At 72.1% G+C, this 16,955-nt stretch carries 16 protein-coding genes and 1 riboswitch; of the genes, 10 read left to right on the forward strand and 6 right to left on the reverse strand.

Annotated elements, in window-relative coordinates:
• The first annotated feature begins 14 nt into the window (after window positions 1-14).
• From BLU79_RS08990 to BLU79_RS09005, 4 genes are all read left to right on the forward strand, one after another.
• Window positions 15-626 (forward strand): RNA polymerase sigma factor, encoded by a 612-nt coding sequence (locus tag BLU79_RS08990; RefSeq protein ID WP_177000943.1) that lies wholly within the window; start codon window positions 15-17, stop codon window positions 624-626.
• A complete protein-coding gene (locus BLU79_RS08995) occupies window positions 619-1,686 on the forward strand; it encodes a hypothetical protein (RefSeq protein WP_256333220.1) in 1,068 nt (355 codons plus the stop codon). The genes BLU79_RS08990 and BLU79_RS08995 overlap by 8 nt, the downstream gene beginning before the upstream one ends.
• A gap of 356 nt (window positions 1,687-2,042) precedes the next feature.
• Window positions 2,043-2,675 (forward strand): hypothetical protein, encoded by a 633-nt coding sequence (locus BLU79_RS09000; protein WP_093905128.1) that lies wholly within the window; start codon window positions 2,043-2,045, stop codon window positions 2,673-2,675.
• Window positions 2,676-2,772: 97 nt separating this feature from the next.
• Window positions 2,773-3,528 carry a hypothetical protein gene (locus BLU79_RS09005; protein ID WP_371131834.1) on the forward strand — a complete coding sequence of 252 codons (756 nt, stop codon included), beginning with the start codon at window positions 2,773-2,775 and terminating at the stop codon, window positions 3,526-3,528.
• 45 nt (window positions 3,529-3,573) lie between these two features.
• On the opposite strand, the gene BLU79_RS09010 is transcribed toward BLU79_RS09005, so the two are convergent.
• Window positions 3,574-5,022, reverse strand: coding sequence for a glycine hydroxymethyltransferase (locus BLU79_RS09010; protein ID WP_093905129.1), 1,449 nt, complete (start codon window positions 5,020-5,022; stop codon window positions 3,574-3,576).
• 31 nt (window positions 5,023-5,053) lie between these two features.
• Window positions 5,054-5,156: riboswitch (ZMP/ZTP riboswitch) on the reverse strand.
• Between the two features lie 162 nt (window positions 5,157-5,318).
• Here BLU79_RS09010 and rocD point away from each other — a divergent pair.
• Window positions 5,319-6,566 carry an ornithine--oxo-acid transaminase gene (rocD, locus tag BLU79_RS09015; RefSeq protein WP_093905130.1) on the forward strand — a complete coding sequence of 416 codons (1,248 nt, stop codon included), beginning with the start codon at window positions 5,319-5,321 and terminating at the stop codon, window positions 6,564-6,566.
• Window positions 6,567-6,676: 110 nt separating this feature from the next.
• On the opposite strand, the gene BLU79_RS09020 is transcribed toward rocD, so the two are convergent.
• The gene (locus BLU79_RS09020; RefSeq protein WP_093905131.1) at window positions 6,677-7,861 is read right to left on the reverse strand and encodes a glutathionylspermidine synthase family protein; all 1,185 of its coding nucleotides are present in this window, start codon (window positions 7,859-7,861) and stop codon (window positions 6,677-6,679) included.
• Window positions 7,862-7,875: 14 nt separating this feature from the next.
• Window positions 7,876-8,238: a hypothetical protein gene (locus BLU79_RS09025; RefSeq protein ID WP_093905132.1), complete on the reverse strand. Its 363-nt coding sequence runs from the start codon at window positions 8,236-8,238 to the stop codon at window positions 7,876-7,878.
• Between the two features lie 139 nt (window positions 8,239-8,377).
• On the opposite strand from BLU79_RS09025, the gene BLU79_RS09030 reads away from it, so the two are divergent.
• Together BLU79_RS09030 and BLU79_RS09035 are read left to right on the forward strand one after the other, a co-directional pair.
• Complete coding sequence (locus tag BLU79_RS09030; protein WP_093905498.1) at window positions 8,378-9,256, forward strand: DMT family protein; 879 nt, start codon at window positions 8,378-8,380, stop codon at window positions 9,254-9,256.
• A 67-nt stretch (window positions 9,257-9,323) separates the two neighbouring features.
• A complete protein-coding gene (locus BLU79_RS09035; RefSeq protein ID WP_093905133.1) occupies window positions 9,324-9,728 on the forward strand; it encodes a hypothetical protein in 405 nt (134 codons plus the stop codon).
• Here BLU79_RS09035 and BLU79_RS09040 read toward each other — a convergent pair.
• Both BLU79_RS09040 and BLU79_RS09045 read right to left on the reverse strand, forming a co-directional pair.
• Window positions 9,697-12,444, reverse strand: a complete 2,748-nt coding sequence (locus BLU79_RS09040; protein WP_177000944.1) for an ATP-binding protein — start codon at window positions 12,442-12,444, stop codon at window positions 9,697-9,699. The genes BLU79_RS09035 and BLU79_RS09040 overlap by 32 nt on opposite strands.
• Window positions 12,445-12,733: 289 nt before the next feature.
• Window positions 12,734-14,155 carry a MocR-like pyridoxine biosynthesis transcription factor PdxR gene (locus tag BLU79_RS09045; protein ID WP_093905135.1) on the reverse strand — a complete coding sequence of 474 codons (1,422 nt, stop codon included), beginning with the start codon at window positions 14,153-14,155 and terminating at the stop codon, window positions 12,734-12,736.
• 47 nt (window positions 14,156-14,202) lie between these two features.
• Between BLU79_RS09045 and BLU79_RS09050 the strand changes: the two genes are divergently transcribed.
• Genes BLU79_RS09050 through BLU79_RS09060 form a run of 3 tightly spaced genes read left to right on the forward strand, consistent with a single transcriptional unit; the run spans window position 14,203 to window position 15,976 of the window.
• On the forward strand, window positions 14,203-14,739 hold the full coding sequence (locus tag BLU79_RS09050; RefSeq protein ID WP_093905136.1) for a carboxymuconolactone decarboxylase family protein: 537 nt from the start codon (window positions 14,203-14,205) through the stop codon (window positions 14,737-14,739).
• Window positions 14,736-15,182, forward strand: coding sequence for a carboxymuconolactone decarboxylase family protein (locus tag BLU79_RS09055; protein WP_093905137.1), 447 nt, complete (start codon window positions 14,736-14,738; stop codon window positions 15,180-15,182). Before BLU79_RS09050 ends, BLU79_RS09055 begins: the two co-directional genes overlap by 4 nt.
• A gap of 38 nt (window positions 15,183-15,220) precedes the next feature.
• Window positions 15,221-15,976 (forward strand): isocitrate lyase/PEP mutase family protein, encoded by a 756-nt coding sequence (locus tag BLU79_RS09060; RefSeq protein ID WP_093905499.1) that lies wholly within the window; start codon window positions 15,221-15,223, stop codon window positions 15,974-15,976.
• A 3-nt stretch (window positions 15,977-15,979) separates the two neighbouring features.
• Here BLU79_RS09060 and BLU79_RS09065 read toward each other — a convergent pair whose 3' ends face one another.
• Entirely contained in the window at window positions 15,980-16,954 is a 975-nt protein-coding gene (locus tag BLU79_RS09065; protein WP_177000945.1) for an ABC transporter substrate-binding protein, read from the reverse strand.
• Between the last annotated feature and the right edge of the window lies 1 nt (window position 16,955).

A 16,955-nucleotide genomic window follows, 5' to 3' on the forward strand; every position in this document is an offset into this window, starting at 1 on the left:
GGTGTAACAAAGGTGTGAGGACGCGGGAGGGGGGCCGCATCGTCGATGAGGCCGCGGTGATCGCACGCGTACGCGCCGGAGAGCCGGAGGCGTATGCGCAGCTGGTGCGGGCCCATACGGGCATCGCGCTCAGGGCGGCCGCTGCGCTCGGGGCGGGTGCGGACGCGGAGGACGTGGTGCAGCAGGCCTTCGTCAAGGCGTACTGCTCGCTGGGCCGGTTCAAGGACGGCGCGGCGTTCAAGCCGTGGCTGTTGGCGATCGTGGCCAATGAGACCAGGAACACAGTGCGTACGGCGGCCCGCCAGCGCACGCTCGCCGGCCGCGAGGCGGCGTTCGTGGAGGCGGAGCCGCTGATACCGGAATCGGCGGACCCGGCGGTGGCCGCTCTGGAGATAGAGCGCCGCGCCGCACTCCAGGCCGCGCTGGAGAAGCTGAGCGAGGAGCACCGCCTGGTCGTCACCTACCGCTATCTCCTGGAGATGGACGAGTCCGAGACGGCCCAGGCCCTGGGCTGGCCCCGGGGCACGGTGAAGTCCCGGCTGAACCGCGCGCTGCGGAAGCTGGGGCGCCTGCTGCCGGACTTTCAGCCTCGGGAGGGGGGTGAGATGAGTGATGAGCGTGGGTGACGAAGGGATGCCGTACGACGGCGACGGACGGACGCCGCTCAACGGCGACGGGCTCGGGGCGCACGGCGGGGACGGACGGCGTGCGTACGACCGCGACGGCACCAAGGGCGGCGAAGGCGCCGATCGGAACGACACCCCTGGCCGGGGTGCGGGCGCCGGAGGTCGCGGTAGGCACGGCGGCGGAGGCGGAACCGGTGATCGCGATCGGCGTTCGGAACCCGCGCGGCTGCCCGAGGAGCTGCGGGCACTCGGCCGCTCGCTGGACCCACCGGGGGCGGTGGACGGCGCCGAGACGATGGTCGAGCGGGTGCTCGCGCAGCTACTCGCCGAGCACGCGTCTGTTCCGCCGGCCGAGCCGCCGGGCGTCTCGGAGCGTCTGCGGGCGGTGCGGCGCTGGACGCGCCTGCGGTGGCGGTCGCTGACCGCGGCGCTGTGCGGCCTGCTTACGGTGCTCGTGCTCACGCCCCCGGTGCGGGCGGCGGTCCTCGACTGGTTCGGCTTCGCCGGAGTCGAGGTGCGGTACGACCCGTCGGCGGTCCCCTCACCCGGCGCTGAGGTGCCCGGCTGCGGCCACTCGGTGTCGCTCGGGCAGGCCGAGCGCCGGGCCGACTTCGAGCCGCTGGTGCCTGAGGAACTCGGCATGCCGGAGACGGCTGCCGTGACGGGCGAGCCACGGGGACGGTTCGCGGTGAGCCTGTGCTGGCGCGAGGACGGGCGCACGATACGGCTGGACGAGCGCCGAGCCAGCCTGGACATCGGCTTCGCCAAGACCGTGCGCGAACCGCCGCAATGGATCTCCCTGGGCACGGACGACTCGGACGGCGGCTCACCCGACCCCGCCCTGTGGTTCGCCCGGCCGCACCTGCTGACGTTATGGCTGGTGGACGCGGGCGGGGAGCGTTACACGCGTGAGGAGCGCACTGCCGGGCCGACGCTGCTGTGGACCAGCAGGGCCGGCGGCGAGACCGTGACGCTGCGGCTGGAAGGGGTGGCGTCGAAGGAGCGGGCGGTGGAGATCGCGCGGTCGCTGGAGAGGGCGTCCGAGGTGTCCTCGGAGTAGTCCGAGGCCGGCGGCGTGGACCCGCTGGAAGCACCCTCGGAGTATCGGATCGGAACAGTCGGTGGAGCCCTCGGAGCAGCCGGCCCGGACATAGCGGGACCGGGGTGGGAACCCAAGCGGGCCGGGCGGTGTACCAGAAGTGACACGCGGCTCGGGGACGGGCCGCACGGGGATCGCTGGGCTTGGGGGTTCGGATGGGACGACATGGGGTCGGCTGCTGGGGAGCCAGGTGGCGCCGGCAGGGACAGGGTGTCGGCTGCTCGGGAGATCGCTCGCGTGAGCACGACGCGTCGCGTGGCCCCGGGGCCGGTTGGAGGCACGGGTGGTGTCGTGAACTGGCGGCGCTGACAGGGACGTTGGCGGCGACCCTCGCCCTCCTGGTCTGGGGCGCGGCACCCGCGTCGGCCGGCGGACCGACGAGCGTGCTCCTGGTCTCGCCGGAGAGCACGCAGACGGCCTCGCTGTACTACTCCGACAAGGAGTACAGCGAACTGGGACGGCTGCTCGGCACACCGGGCACGGGCACGCGCGACAAGCCGCCCGAGGCCGACCTGACGGCAGCCCGCCAGGTCAATGTCACCTGGCTGATCCATGACGTGACGCCTTGGCGCCTCGACCGTGTCTTCCCGGTCGACGACGGGCGGGACGTCTGGATACACACGGCGGCCAACCTGGACAGGACGACGAACGGCACCTGGCACCGCGCCGATCACCCGACCCAGCTGCGCGCCCTGCTCAAGAAGCTGGGCCTGATGGGCCAGGCCTCGGCCGGGGGCAGCGCGGCGATCTTCCCGCAGGCCACGGAGGCGGCCGACGCGTCGCCGGGCCGACCGACGCGGTCGGGCGACGGAACCGACTGGTGGTGGGCACTGCCGGGCGCGGCGGCAGGGGCGGTGCTTGCGCTGGCCCTGCGTCCCTACGCCGCCCGCCTGCCGCTGGACCGACTGCGGGGCGAGCCGGGGCCGAGGCAGGAGCTACGCGATGTGTGAGGGCCGGCTCAGGGGACGGTACAGGCCGGTGGGGACGTGAGGGCTGATGAGACATGGAGGGGGACTGATGCGGGCACGACGCCCAAGGCGGAAAAGAGTGGGAAAGGCTCGGCTCCCCTTGCTCGTGCCGGTGTCGGCGGCGCTGGCCCTGTCCGGGCTGTCTGGGCTCTCCGGGCTCTCCGGACTCTCCGGGACGGTGACGGCCGTGGCAGCCGCGGCAGCAGCGCCCGCAGCGCCCACCCAAGGCCGGGACGTCCCGGACGTGGCGGTGGTCGTCGCGGGCGGCACGGGACGGACGACGGCGTTGCACTCCGGCGAGCCGACGTTCGCCCGCCTGTGGCAGCTGTTGCAGCCGACGTACGTCGGGACGGAGCGGGTGCCGGAAGACTGGGTCGAGGGGCGCCATCCGCCGATGCGGATCACGGTGATCTGGGGGCTGACCGGAGTCGGTGGCTGGCCGCAGACGGACCGGCCTCCGGGAGGGGACGTGGCCATCCAGCGGGAGGACCAGTTGTTCGTGGCCCAGGACGGCACACCATGGGTGCGGTCGGATCTCGCGCCGGAGGTGGAGGACGACGACATCCGCTGGCACCGGGCGCCGCGCTCCGTCTTCGAGCGGCTGAACCTGGCGAGGCTGCTCGGAGAGACGGAGGGCGGGGTAGTCGAGAACACTGCCGCCGGGGGTTGGCCCGGCCCGGCGCTGGATGACGCCGGGTGGGCGGTGGCTGGGTTGGCCGCCGGGTTCGCGACAGGCATCGGTGGCACGCTCCTGATACGCCGCGCGGCGGCCCGGCCGGAAGCCGGACCGCCGCGGGAGGAGCCACGACAGGTGTTGATCGACCTGGACGGGTGAGGGCTGCGGAGGCGTCGGCGCTTGGCGTCGACGACGGCCAAGGCCTCAGCCCAGGTCGACCTCCGGGTACAGCGGGAAGCCGGCCACGAGGTCGGTGGCGCGGTGGGAGATCTCGTCGGCGATCTTCGGGTCGAGGACGTGAGCGGCCTTGGAAGGGGCGCCCGACTTGGTCGTGCCCGCCTCGGTGGTGGTGAGGACGCGGTCGATGAGGGCGGCGACCTCGTCCATCTCGGCGGTGCCCAGGCCACGGGTGGTCAGGGCGGGGGTGCCGATGCGGATGCCGGAGGTGTACCAGGCGCCGTTGGGGTCGGCGGGGATGGAGTTGCGGTTGGTGACGATGCCGGACTCGAGGAGCGCGGCCTCGGCCTGGCGGCCGGTGAGGCCGTAGGAGGAGGCGACGTCGATCAGGTTCAGGTGGTTGTCGGTGCCGCCGGTCACGAGGGTCGCGCCCCGGCGCATGAGGCCTTCGGCCAGCGCGCGGGAGTTGTCGACGATGCGCTGGGCGTAGTCCTGGAAGGCGGGCTGACGGGCCTCGGCGAGGGCGACGGCCTTGGCGGCCATGACGTGCGGGAGCGGGCCGCCGAGGACCATCGGGCAGCCGCGGTCGACCTGGTCCTTGAGGGAGTCGTCGCACAGGACCATGCCGCCGCGCGGGCCGCGCAGCGACTTGTGGGTGGTGGTGGTGACGATCTGGGCGTGCGGGACCGGGTCGAAGTCGCCGGTGAGGACCTTGCCGGCGACGAGACCCGCGAAGTGGGCCATGTCGACCATGAGCGTGGCGCCGACCTCGTCGGCGATCTCGCGCATGATCCGGAAGTTCACGAGACGGGGGTACGCGGAGTAGCCGGCGACGATGATGAGCGGCTTGAACTCGCGGGCGGAGGCGCGCAGGGCGTCGTAGTCGATGAGGCCGGTGGCCGGGTCGGTGCCGTAGGAGCGCTGGTCGAACATCTTGCCGGAGATGTTCGGGCGGAAGCCGTGGGTGAGGTGGCCGCCGGCGTCCAGGGACATGCCGAGCATGCGCTGGTTGCCGAAGGCGCGGCGCAGTTCCGCCCAGTCGGCCTCGGAGAGGTCGTTGACCTGGCGGACGCCGGCCTTCTCCAGAGCGGGGGTCTCGACGCGGGCGGCGAGGACGGCCCAGAAGGCGACGAGGTTGGCGTCGATGCCGGAGTGCGGCTGGACGTAGGCGTGGCGGGCGCCGAAGAGCTCCTTGGCGTGCTCCGCGGCGAGGGACTCGACGGTGTCCACGTTGCGACAGCCGGCGTAGAAGCGGCGGCCGACGGTGCCCTCGGCGTACTTGTCGCTGAACCAGTTGCCCATCGCCAGGAGGGTGGCCGGGGAGGCGTAGTTCTCGGAGGCGATCAGTTTGAGCATCTCGCGCTGGTCGGCGACCTCCTGGCCGATGGCATCGGCCACGCGCGGCTCGACGGCGCGGATCACGTCGAGGGCGGAACGGAAGGCGGTGGACTCGTTGGAGAGGGGCTCGGCAGACATGGGGACCTCCGGACGTCGTGTGCAGCGTTCACGGTACGGCCCAGGCGCACGGCACTCGGTGCTGGACAAAAGGGTCCAGTGGGCCGCTCCCCGATGGTCGGTCCCATCCCAGCGCGCCAGTCACGGCCCGTCGATCAGCCTACCGGGCGCGCCGACGGAGCATGGTCCCGCGTCCACCATCCGAGCAACGATAGGAAGGGGCCGCAAAACACTCGATAGGCCAGAAATGGACAGTGGCCACGAGCCTCGTGACCGGCGGAGCGCGAGCCCTCGTGGTGGCGGAAACGGAGAGCCCCGTGAGTACGTCGAGCACCACCGAATCCCTGATCGCCGCGGCCGACGCGCACAGCGCGCACACCTATCACCCGTTGCCGGTCGTGGTGGCGACGGCGGACGGGGCCTGGATGACGGATGTGGAGGGGCGGCGGTATCTGGATCTGTTGGCCGGATATTCGGCGCTCAACTTCGGGCACGGCAACCGGCGGATCGTGGAGGCGGCGAAGGCGCAGTTGGAGCGGGTGACGCTGACGTCGCGGGCGTTTCATCACGACCGGTTCGCGGCGTTCTGCGAGCAGCTCGCCGAGCTGTGCGGGATGGAGATGGTGCTGCCGATGAACACGGGGACGGAGGCGGTGGAGACGGCGGTGAAGACCGCCCGGAAGTGGGGGTACCGGGTCAAGGGCGTACCGGCGGAGATGGCGAAGGTCGTGGTCGCGGGGAACAACTTCCACGGCCGTACGACGACGGTCATCAGCTTCTCCACCGACCCGGAGGCACGGGCGGACTTCGGGCCGTACACGCCGGGCTTCGAGATCGTGCCGTACGGGGATCTGACGGCGATGCGGGAGGCGTTGACGGAGAACACGGTCGCCGTGTTGCTGGAGCCGATCCAGGGCGAGGCGGGGGTTCTCGTCCCCCCGGCGGGTTATCTGCCGGCGGTGCGGGAGCTGACGCGGGAGCGGAACGTGCTGTTCGTGGCGGACGAGATCCAGTCGGGGCTGGGGCGCACGGGACGTACCTTCGCGTGCGAACACGAGGGTGTCGTGCCGGATGTGTATGTGCTCGGGAAGGCGCTCGGGGGCGGGGTCGTGCCGGTGTCGGCGGTGGTGTCCAGCGCCGCGGTGCTCGGGGTGTTCCGGCCCGGGGAGCACGGGTCGACGTTCGGCGGGAATCCGCTGGCCTGTGCGGTGGCGCTGGAGGTGATCGCGATGCTGCGGACGGGCGAGTTCCAGGCGCGGGCGACGGAGCTGGGCGGGCATCTGCACCGGGAGCTGGGGGCGTTGACCGGGACCGGGCGGGTGACGGCGGTGCGCGGGCGTGGGCTGTGGGCGGGGATCGACATCGCCCGGGCGTTCGGCACCGGGCGGGAGGTGTCCGAGAAGCTGATGGAGCGGGGTGTGCTGGTGAAGGACACCCTCCCCCACAGCCTCAGGGGCACGGGAGGCGCCCCGGCGGCGACGATCCGTATCGCGCCGCCCCTGGTGATCGGGAAGGAGGACCTGGACTGGGGGCTCGCCCAGTTGCGGGACGTGCTCGGGGTGTGACTCGGGACGGTCACCGACGTGGCGTTGCGCTGGGGTTTTGCGCATCTGGGGCGGTTCACCGGGCACCACTGGCAGATGTTCGGGGAGACCCCGCCTTCCCTGTACGGCCGTTACAGGATCACGTGCGGCAGAAAACGTGCGTACTCGTCCGTGATCAGGCCGGAAGACTCGCGGATGCCCAGACCCGCCGACTCGTCCTCGACGACCCAGGCGCCGAGGACGACGTGGTTGCCGTCGAAGGCGGGGAGGGGCGCCAACTGCTGGTAGCAGCAGGGCTCTTCGCGGACCACCGGTTCGGCGCCGGGTTCATGGATCGTCACGCCTGCGCCCTCCCGGCCCAGCAGGGGCTTGGCGACGTAGCCGGTCGTGCTCGCCAGCTCGCGTGGTCCGTCGAGATGAGCGGGGAGGAGGTTCGGGTGGTCCGGGTAGAGCTCCCAGAGGATGGCGAGGAGGGCCTTGTTGCTGAGGAGCATCTTCCAGGCGGGCTCGATCCAGAGGGTCGTGCCCGTGCCGCCGCCGTTGTCGAGGGTGCCGAGGACGTGGTCGGAGAAGCGGTCGGTGGTGAGCCACTCCCAGGGGTAGAGCTTGAAGCAGCTGCGGATGAAGCGGAGTCTGGTATCGACGAAGCGGCCGGAGAGACGGTCGAAGCCGATCTCCTCCATGGAGATCCAGCCGGTGTCCAGGCCGGCCTGTTCCGCGGTCTCCTTGAGATAGGCGACCGTCATCATGTCCTCGCCGAGTTCGTCGGCGGAGGAGTACGCGAAGTAGAGGGGGCCGCCGGGCGGGAGCAGGGCGGACTGTTTCTTCCAGGCTGCGATGAGGCGTTCGTGGAGGGAGTTCCACTGGTCGGCGCCGGGAAAGCGTTCCTCCATCCAGAACCACTGGGGCGAGGCGGCCTCGACCAGTGAGGTGGGGGTGTCGGCGTTGTACTCCAGGAGCTTGGCCGGGCCGGTGCCGTCGTAGCGGAGGTCGAAGCGGCCGTAGAGGGAGGGGAGTTCGGCGCGGCGGCGCCAGGCCTCGGCGACCGCGTCCGCGACGCGCGGGTCGGTGATGCCGAGGTCGGCGAAGCGGTTCTCGGCGACGATGTGTCCGGCCGCCGTCAGGCACATACCGTGGAGTTCCTCGACGACCTCCTCCAGCGCCTCGACCTCCGCCAGGGAGAAGACGTAGTGGGCGCTCTCGTCCCAGTACGGGCGCAGGGAGTTGTCGGGGTGGCGGGTGAGGGGGTAGATGAGCCCCTGTTCCTCGACGGTCTGCTGCCAGCCGGGGCGGGGCTCGATCGTGCGGCGTTCCATATCCGGTGTCCTGCTCAGCCGCCGCTGCTGCCCGAACCCGAGCAGCCGAAGCCGCCTCGGTCGACGGCCTCACTGCGGCTGAAGGTGCCGTAGTCGGCGCGGCCGCCGTCGATGTCGGCGTCGTAGTACCAGGAGGCGTCGGAGCTGCTGCCTGAGCCGGTCTTCTTGCGGCTCTTGCCGTAGGAGGAGCTGGAGGTGCTGGAGCCGGAACTGCAGTTCTTGTCGGCGATGACCTTGTAGCCCTCGTAGGTGTAGCTGTCGCGGTCCACGCAGCGGCGGTCGGGTTCCGAGCCGCAGGAGGTGAGGGCCGCGGCGATGACTCCCATGCCGCCGAGTACGACCGTGCTGGAGCGCAGCCGCCGTCGCGATTCCGCCATGTGTGTCTCCCCCGATGAGCCGGTTGTCGCCGGTGATCCCGTTTCTTGTCCGGCGGACAGCCTAGAGATCGTTGAGAGTGCGACTGTCGGCGGGGCTGATCTTCTCCCGCTCACCTACAGTCGCTTTGTGCTCATTGGGATGGTGTGTGCGCTTGGTGCGGCGGTCTGTTTCGGTACGGCCACCGTCCTGCAGGCGATGGCCGCGCGGGTGGCGAGCGCTCAGGGCGGTCGGGGCGGCGAGGCGGGGGTGTTGCTGCGGGCGCTGCGCCAGTGGCGGTATCTGGCGGGGCTCGCCCTGGACGGGCTCGGCTTTCTGCTGCAGGTCGTAGCTCTGCGGTCGCTGCCCATCTACGCCGTCGGGGCGGCGTTGGCGTCCGCTCTCGCGGTGACCGCGGTGGTCTCGGCCCGGTTGCTGCATGTGCGGTTGCGGCGGAGTGAGTGGGGCGCGGTGGGGGTGGTGTGTGCCGGGCTGGCGATGCTCGGGCTCGCTTCCGGGCCGGAGGGGGATCTGGAGGGGTCGGACGCGCTGCGGTTCTCGATGCTCGGGGCGGCTCTGGTGGTGCTGGGCGTGGGGCTGGCGGGCGGGCGGTTGCCGGAGCGGGGGCGGGGGCTGGTGCTCGGACTGGCGGCCGGGTTCGGGTTCGGGGTGGTGGAGGTGGCGGTGCGGCTGATCGACTCGCTCGCGGTGTCGGAGCTGGTGGGGAATCCGGCGACGTATGCGCTGCTGTTGGGGGGCGGGGCGGCGTTTCTGGCGCTGACGTCGGCGTTGCAGCGGGGGTCGGTGACCACGGCTACGGCGGGGCTGGTGATCGGGGAGACGATCGGGCCGGCCGTGGTGGGGGTGGTCTGGTTGGGGGATCGTACGCGGGAGGGGTTGGAGTGGTTGGCGGTGCTGGGGTTTGCGGTGGCGGTGGCGGGGGCGTTGGCGTTGGCGCGGTTCGGGGAGCTGCCGCAGGAGCCTCGGCCTCCGGCCGACCCCGGGATTTCCCCTAGGTCGTCCCGGAGGTCCGGGGCCTGACCGGTTCCCTAGCGTTCCGTTGTACGGCCGGAGGGGCCGGCCGGAGCAGGGGAAACAGGGGGTAGTCATGGGACCGAACGACGCGCAGGTCGTGCGGGTGTTCAGCCGTGAGCCGGGCTCGCCGATCTCGGATGTGACGCTGGATCCCGGTCAGAACGGCGAGATCGTGCTGGAGGCCGAGGCCGGCCGGACCCTGCACCAGAACGGGGGAAGGTACACGGTGACACTCGTCGTGCGTGACCTCAGCGACGGCAGCGCGATTCCCGTCACCGGGGCCACGGTGGTGCGGGGGAACTTCCTGGACGCCAACTGGCCGGGACTGGCGGCCCGCTTCACGTTCGCCATGAGCGACGTCACGCTCAAGGCGCACGCGGGGAGCATCGCGCAGGCATACGGCTCGGTGGTGTACGGCACCGGCGAGCCGGGCGCGACCTTCGCCCTCAGCCAGCCGTTCCAGATCCTGCCGCAGTAGTACCGACCCGGCCCACGAGTTCCACCCGCGACCGAATGCCCAGCTTGGCGTAGGCATGGCTCAGGTGGTACTCGACGGTCTTGGCACTGAGGACCAGCTCGCGGGCGATCTGACGGTTGGTCAGCCCGGTCGCCGCGAGCTGGGCCACGGCGTGTTCCTGCGGTGTGAGCCGCGCCCGGGCCCACGGGGCGGCGGTGCCGTCGGAGGCGACGCCGCAGGCGGCCAGCTCCCGGTCGCAGCTCTGGAGGAAGGGCACGGCGCCCAGCTCCGCGAAGATCGTCCGCGCCGACCGCAGGTGCTCCAGGGCGGGGGTGCGGCGCCCGGCACGGCGCAGAAAGGCACCGAAGTCGAGTTCGGTGCGGGCCCGTTCGAAGGGCCGGCCGACGCGGGAGGCGCGCTCCAGGGCTTCGGTGAAGGCGTCCAGGGCGTGCTTCGGCTCGCGGCGAGCCGCATACAGCGTGCCGCGCATCCGGCAGACGGCCGCCAGCGTCGAGGCACGCGCACGGTGTTCGGCACGCCGCTCCAGCGCGTTCAGGACCTCCTCGGCCTCGTCCGGGCGGCCCGCGGCGACGAGGGCGTCGACCAGTAGATCCCGCCAGGGGACCAGCGCCGGCTCGGCGGTGAAGTCGAGTTCCTCGTGGACGAGGAGGAGCCGCAGCTGCTCGACGGCGGCCGTGTGGTCGCCTCGGACGAAGGCGAGGAAGGCGTGGCCGTAGGCCACGAAGACCTCCAGCATCGCGGACTCCTGGACCACGGGGTTGCCGCGTGCGATCCGCAGGTGCCGCGCGGCACCGTCGTAGTCGCCCCGGGCGGCGAGCGGGAGCGCGGCCTCGGCGTGCACGACGGGGGCCATCCACCGCTGGCCGAGGTCCGCGGCGACCGAGGACGCCGCCTCCCAGCGCAGCATCGCCAAGTCCCATGCCCCGCCGAGGTATTCGGCCTTCGCCAGCAGGGCCAGGGCGATCACCCGCAGGGGCACGGGCCCGTGCCGGGCGAGTTCCACGGCCTGCTCCAGATCGCTGCGCGCCTGGGCGGTGCGGTCCGTGTACGCGTACAACACGCCCCTGCCCATGAGGAGTTCGATGTCCCGCGGCGCCACGAGGGGAGCCTCGGGCAGTCCTTCGGCCAGGTGGAACGCCTCGTCGTAGGCGCCCAGGTGGGCGAGGGCGGCCAGGTGCACGAAGCGCAGCGTCCCTCCGGAGCGGGCCCGGCCGTCGGCGTCCCGGGCCCGCTCCGCCCACCGGCCCACCTGGGAGGCACGGCCGCTCATCATGTGGACCATCACGTACTGTTCCGCGATCCGCGCCTCCAGTCCGGGATCCGCGCCGGGCGCGCGCAGCCGCCACGCCTCGTCCAGCAGCGTCCGGGCCTGTGTGATGTGCCCGGCGACAAGCGCGAGATGGCCGCGGGCGCAGCAGCGCAGGGCCTCATCGGTCGCCTCCGGGAGGACGCTCGCGACGCCCCGGGCCTCCTCTTCCCTGCCGTCGAACAGGTAGGCCTCCACGGCCTCGCAGTCCAGACGTCCCCGGTCCGCGGGCCGGGTGGCCAGCCGGGCCGCGTAGCGCAGTAGCGGCGCGGCCTCCACCCAGCGGCCTGCCGCGCCGCGTCGCCGGGCGCAGTCGGCGAGTTCGGCCGCCAGCCGGTCGTCGGGGCCGGGGGCGGCGAGTACCCGGTGGTGCAGTCGGGTGAACTCGTCGTCCGCGGCCTCGGCGGCACCGGTGTGCAGGACCGTGCGGCGTACCGGGCCCAGCCCGTGATAGACGGCGGCGCGGACCAGCGGGTGGGTGAACGCGATGCCCATCACCCCCTCGTACGGCAGCTCCTGGAGCAACCCGTGGTCCAGGGCCTCCCCGAGGGCGGCCAACGGGTCGGCGGCCTCCGCGAGACGGGCGGCCCGGGCCAGGGTGCAGTGGGTGCCGAGCACGGCGGCGGCACGCACCAGGTCACGGGCGGGCGGGCCGCAGCGGGCGAGCCGGTCGCGGACCAGGCGGGTGTACGACTGCGGGGCGGGCAGCGTGGTCTCGGTGGACCTCAGCGCCGCCGCGGGCACCTCCTCGAACAGGGCCCGGCAGTGCAGCGGATTGCCGTGGGTGTGGGTGTGCAGCCGCTGAAGGGCGGCCGGCGGCAGTGGCTCGGCCAGGAACCGCGCGCCGAGCCCGACGAGGTCCGGTAACGCGAGGCCGCCCAGCCGCAGCCGCACGGCGGTGTCGTCGGTGAGGATCCGACGCAGTCCCTCGGGCACCCTCCGGTCGTCGACGTCCCGCAGGGCGAGCAGGCACAGGACGCGGTCGGCGCCCAGTCGGCGCAGGGCGAAGGTGAGGGCGTGCAGGGAGGGGGCGTCCGCCCAGTGCGCGTCGTCCACGACCAGCACGACAGGGTGCTCGCGCTGCAGCTCGCCGAGGGGTTCGAGGAGAGCGGCCCCGGCGGTGAGGGGATCGGCGTGCACGGGCCGGCCGAGAAGCTGGGTCAGCACCCCGTAGGGCAGGGCCGCCTCGTTCTCCTCGCCGGCCGCCGTCAGCACGCAGCCTCGCACGGTGTCGGTGACGAAGCGCCTGACGAGCGCCGTCTTGCCGATACCGGCCGGCCCTTCGACGACGACCAGCCGAGGCCGTCCCGCGGCCGCCTCCTCGTACTGCCGGCACAGCTCGGCGAGTTCGTCCGTCCGTCCCAGGAACGCCGCCCCGTTGCCGCGTCCCCCGGGCATGGCAGCGTCCATGGCAGCCCCTCCCCCGAGGTCACCGCCCGGCGCACAGCGGCGACTTCCCTGAGGCGTCACCGGAGGTGAGCCATGGGCGGTGTCCCTACATCGACTCGGGTCCAGCATCCATACCGCCGGGCGGTAACGCGGTGAAAGCCGAGGAAATACGACGGGAGGGCAGGTTTCGCCCGCACTCGCGCCGACTCCGGCACGAGACGTGGTACGCGCGGAGGCGGGCGCCGGACGAGCCGCTGACGTACCTCCTGCCGATCAGGTCCTGGACCGGCGCTGCGCTCCTGGACCAGCGCTACGGCAGCACCCGGCACAACGCCTCCAACGCCCCCGCCCACGCATGATCCGGCGGCGTCCCGTACCCCACCACCAGCGCGTCCATGCGCTCCGTCGTCGTGGACTCGTGGCGGAAGGCGGTGAGGCCGTGGAGGGCCAGGCCCTGCCAGGTGGCTGCCTGGACCACGGACTGTTCCGTGCCGGGTGGGAGGCGGAGGAGGACGTGGAGGCCGGCCGCGATGCCGGTGACGTTGAGGTGGGGGGCGTGGGTGGCGAGGGCCCGGACCAGGGCGTCGCGTCGGCGGCGGTAGCGCAGGCGGGCGGCGCGGACGTGGCGGTCGTAGGCGCCGGACGTGAGGAACTCCGCCAGGGTCAGCTGGTCCAGCGCGCCGCAGGTGTCCACGTGGCCCTTCGCCGCCGTCACCTCCTCCACCAGCGTCGGCGGCAGCACCATCCAGGCGAGGCGCAGGGCGGGGGCGAGGGACTTGCTGGCGGTGCCCAGGTAGACGACGTGGTCGGGGTCCAGGCCTTGGAGCGCGCCGACGGGCTGGCGGTCGTAGCGGAACTCGCCGTCGTAGTCGTCCTCCAGGACCAGGCCGCCGGTGCTGCTCGCCCAGTCCACCACCGTCGCCCGGCGGTCGCGGTGCAGGGGCATGCCCATGGGGAACTGGTGGGCGGGGGTGAGGAGGACTGCCGCTTCGTCCGTCAACTCCCCCGGGTCCGTGCCGAGTTCGTCGAAGGGGAGAGGGGTCGTGGTCAGGTCCGCCGCCGTCAGTTGGTTCCAGTGCGGTGGCAGGCCGTACGACTCCACCGCCACCGTCTCCGCGCCGCGCGCCCGCAGCACCCTGCCGAGCAGGTGCAGACCGTGCCCGAATCCCGCGCACACCACGATGCGCTCGGGGTCGGCGCGTACACCCCGCGCGCGGGAGAGGTAGCCGGCGAGGGCGGTGCGCAGTTCGGCCCGGCCGCGCGGGTCGCCGTAGCCGAAGACCTCGTGCGGGGCGGCGAGGAGGGCGCGGCGGGCCGCCTTGAGCCACTCCGTGCGGGGGAAGGAGGCGAGGTCCGGGGAGCCGGGGAGCAGGTCGTAGGCGGGGCGGGGACGGGGGCGGTGCGGGCGGGGTGGGGCGGTGACGTAGGGGGTGGTGGAGAGGGTGGCGGAGGTACGGGGTGAGCCCATCCCCCTCTCCGCCACCCGCGTCCCCGACCCCTGGCGGGCCGTGAGCCAGCCCTCGGCGACCAGGTCGGTGTAGGCCTCGGCGACCGTGTTGCGGGCGATGCCCAGGTCGGCGGCGAGGGAGCGGGAGGACGGGAGTCGGGTGCCCGGGGCGAGGCGGCCGGTGCGGACGGCGTCGCGCAGGGCGTCGGTCAGGCCCCGGCGCAGGCCCGGACCGGCCGGTTCCAGGTGGAGGTCGATGCCCAAAGTGGCCCAAGGTTTCGGCATGAAAGTGGACCATACTCCTGGGCTGCTTCGCTCCTAGGGTCGAGATCATGACGACGACAACGACAGCGACGACGGCAGCTGCCACAACCCAGACCACCGCCGCCGTGGAGTACGCCCCCGAACACCCCGCCCGGCTGAACTGGGCCGCACACGCCCCCGAGGTCTACCGGGCGATGATCCGGCTCGACGCGGCCGCCCGGAAGGGGCTGGAGGCCAAGCTGTACGAGCTGGTGAAGATCCGCGCCTCGCAGCTCAACCACTGCGCGTTCTGCCTCGACATGCACACCAAGGACGCGCTCGCTGCGGGCGAGAGCGTCGAGCGGATCGTGCAGCTCAGCGCCTGGGAGGAGTCCGCGCACTTCTACACCCCCAAGGAGCTCGCGGCGATCGAGCTGACGGAGGCCGTGACCGTGCTGACGGACGGGTTCGTGCCCGACGAGGTGTACGCGAAGGCCGCCGCACACTTCGAGGAGGCCGAGCTGGCGCAGCTCATCGCCGCGATCACGGTGATCAACGCGTGGAACCGGTTCGGCGTGACCTGCCGTATGGCACCGGGCCACTACCAGCCGGGGCAGCACGCGTGACCGTCCGCACCCGGCTGCTCGACCCGGCGGTCGGCCAGGCCATGTCCAGGCTCAGCGCGACCGCCAAGAAGGGCCTCGGCGACCCGGCCCTCGCCGAGCTCGTGGTGATCCGCGCCTCGCAGCTCAACCACTGCGCGTTCTGCCTGGACATGCACCTCGACCTCGCCCGCGAGCACGGTGTCAGCGAGGCGCAGCTCGACCTGCTGGCCGCCTGGGAGGAGGCCGAGGACGTCTTCGACGAGCGGGAACGGGCCGCGCTCGCGCTGACCGAGGCGGTTACGGTCCTGACGGACGGGTTCGTGCCCGACGAGGTGTACGCGCGTGCCGCCGCGCACTTCGACGACGTTCGACTCGCCCATCTGATCGGGCTGATCGTCGCCATCAACAGCTGGAACCGGGTGATGGTCGGCCGACGTATTCCACCAGGGGGACATACAGCGTGACCCAGCCCGTGACCGAGACCGTGACCGTGACCGAGACCGTGACCAAGGTCGACACCTTCCGCGCACTCCACCGACGCCGCTCCCCCGACGACCCGCTCGTCCTGCCCGGCCCCTGGGACGCCGCCAGCGCCCGCGTCTTCGTCGAGGCCGGGTTCCCGGCGCTCGCCACGCCCAGCGCGGGGGTCGCCGCCTGTCTCGGGTACGAGGACGGGCAGACCCCGGCGGACGAGATGTTCGCGGCGGTCACGCGGATCGTCCGGGCCGTCGACGTGCCGGTGTCAGCGGACATCGAGGGCGGGTACGGGATCGCGCCCAAGGAACTCGTGGAGCGGCTGTTGGAGACGGGCGCCGTGGGCTGCAACCTGGAGGACTCCGCGGACGGGGTCCTCAAGGAGCCGCGCGCGCACGCCGAGTGGCTGGCCGAGGTGCGGCAGGCCGCCGGCGACCGGCTCGTCGTCAACGCCCGCATCGACACCTACATCCGGGGTGGCGCCGATCCCGGCGTCCGGGGCGGATCCGACCCCAAGCGGGCCGCCGAACAGGCCATCGAGCGGGCCGCGTTGTACGTCGCCGCGGGCGCCGACTGCGTGTATCCGATCGGCGCCCCCGTCGACGTACTGCCCCTGCTGCGGTCCGGGATCCAGGGGCCGATCAATGTGCACGGCACGGTCGCGGACGGCCCCTCGCCCACCGAACTCGGTGAACTCGGGGCCACCCGGATCACGTTCGGGCCGCAGCTCCAGCGCAGCGCCGCTCAGGCGCTGCGGGACATCGCGGCCGACCTCGCGAAGTGACCGTCAGGACAGCCACGCCTTCCACGTGGACTCGTGGCTGTCCGCCCACTTCTTCGCCGCCTCGTCGGGCGACAGCTTCTGCTCGGCGATCATCAGGGAGACCTCGTTCTGGTCCTCGGTCGTCCACTTGAAGTTCTTCAGCAGGGCCGCCGCCTCGCCGCCGTTCTTGGCGAAGTCCGCGTTGAGGTACTTCTGCAGCGAGGTGTGCGGGTAGGCGCAGGCGACCTTCTCGGGGTCGGCGTCGCAGCCCTCCTTGTACTCCGGCAGCTTCACCTCGGTCATCGGGACCTTCTTGAACAGCCACTGGGGCTCGTACCAGTAGGTCAGGAAGGGCTTCTTCTCCTTGGCGAACTGCTTGATCTGCGTGATCTGCGCCGCCTCCGAACCGGCGAACACCACCTGGTAGTCCAGGTCCAGGTTGCTCACCAGCGCCTTGTCGTTGGTGACGTAGGAGGGCGAGCCGTCCATCAGCTGGCCCTTGCCACCGGACTCGGCGGTACGCATCCGGTCGGCGTACTTGTTCAGGTTCTTCCAGTCGGTGACGTCCGGGTGCTCCTTGGCGAAGTACGTCGGGACGTACCAGCCGATGTGCCCGGTGACCCCGAGGTCGCCGCCGGGCACGATCGTCTTCTTGTCCTTGACGTACCGCTGCTCCTCCTCCGGGTGGCCCCAGTCCTCCAGGAGGGCGTCGACCCGGCCCTGACTGAGCGCGTCCCAGGCGGGCACCTCGTCGATCTGGACGGTGTCGACGCGGTAGCCGAGCTCCTTCTCCAGCAGGTACTGGGCGACGGCCACGTTGGCCTGCGCGCCGACCCAGGACTGCACGGACAGTGTCACGGTCTTGGCGCCCTGGGCGTTCGCGTACGGCGAGGCCTGCTTGGTCATGTCGGCGGCGCCGCAGCCGGTCAGCAGGGCCAGCGAGGACACGCCGGCCACTACGGCAGACGTACGGATACGGATACCGATACGCATACGCATG

The sequence above is a fragment of the Streptomyces sp. cf386 genome, assembly GCF_900103585.1.
Lineage (GTDB): Bacteria > Actinomycetota > Actinomycetes > Streptomycetales > Streptomycetaceae > Streptomyces.

What these genes read in the sequence shown, in the direction of transcription:
- BLU79_RS09010 (WP_093905129.1), bottom strand. Translation starts at nt 5,022, where the DNA reads ATGTCTGCCGAGCCCCTCTCCAACGAGTCCACCGCCTTCCGTTCCGCC.
- BLU79_RS09020 (WP_093905131.1), bottom strand. Translation starts at nt 7,861, where the DNA reads ATGGAACGCCGCACGATCGAGCCCCGCCCCGGCTGGCAGCAGACCGTC.
- BLU79_RS09025 (WP_093905132.1), bottom strand. Translation starts at nt 8,238, where the DNA reads ATGGCGGAATCGCGACGGCGGCTGCGCTCCAGCACGGTCGTACTCGGC.
- BLU79_RS09030 (WP_093905498.1), top strand. Translation starts at nt 8,378, where the DNA reads ATGGTGTGTGCGCTTGGTGCGGCGGTCTGTTTCGGTACGGCCACCGTC.
- BLU79_RS09035 (WP_093905133.1), top strand. Translation starts at nt 9,324, where the DNA reads ATGGGACCGAACGACGCGCAGGTCGTGCGGGTGTTCAGCCGTGAGCCG.
- BLU79_RS09040 (WP_177000944.1), bottom strand. Translation starts at nt 12,444, where the DNA reads ATGGACGCTGCCATGCCCGGGGGACGCGGCAACGGGGCGGCGTTCCTG.
- BLU79_RS09045 (WP_093905135.1), bottom strand. Translation starts at nt 14,155, where the DNA reads ATGCCGAAACCTTGGGCCACTTTGGGCATCGACCTCCACCTGGAACCG.
- BLU79_RS09050 (WP_093905136.1), top strand. Translation starts at nt 14,203, where the DNA reads ATGACGACGACAACGACAGCGACGACGGCAGCTGCCACAACCCAGACC.
- BLU79_RS09065 (WP_177000945.1), bottom strand. Translation starts at nt 16,954, where the DNA reads ATGCGTATGCGTATCGGTATCCGTATCCGTACGTCTGCCGTAGTGGCC.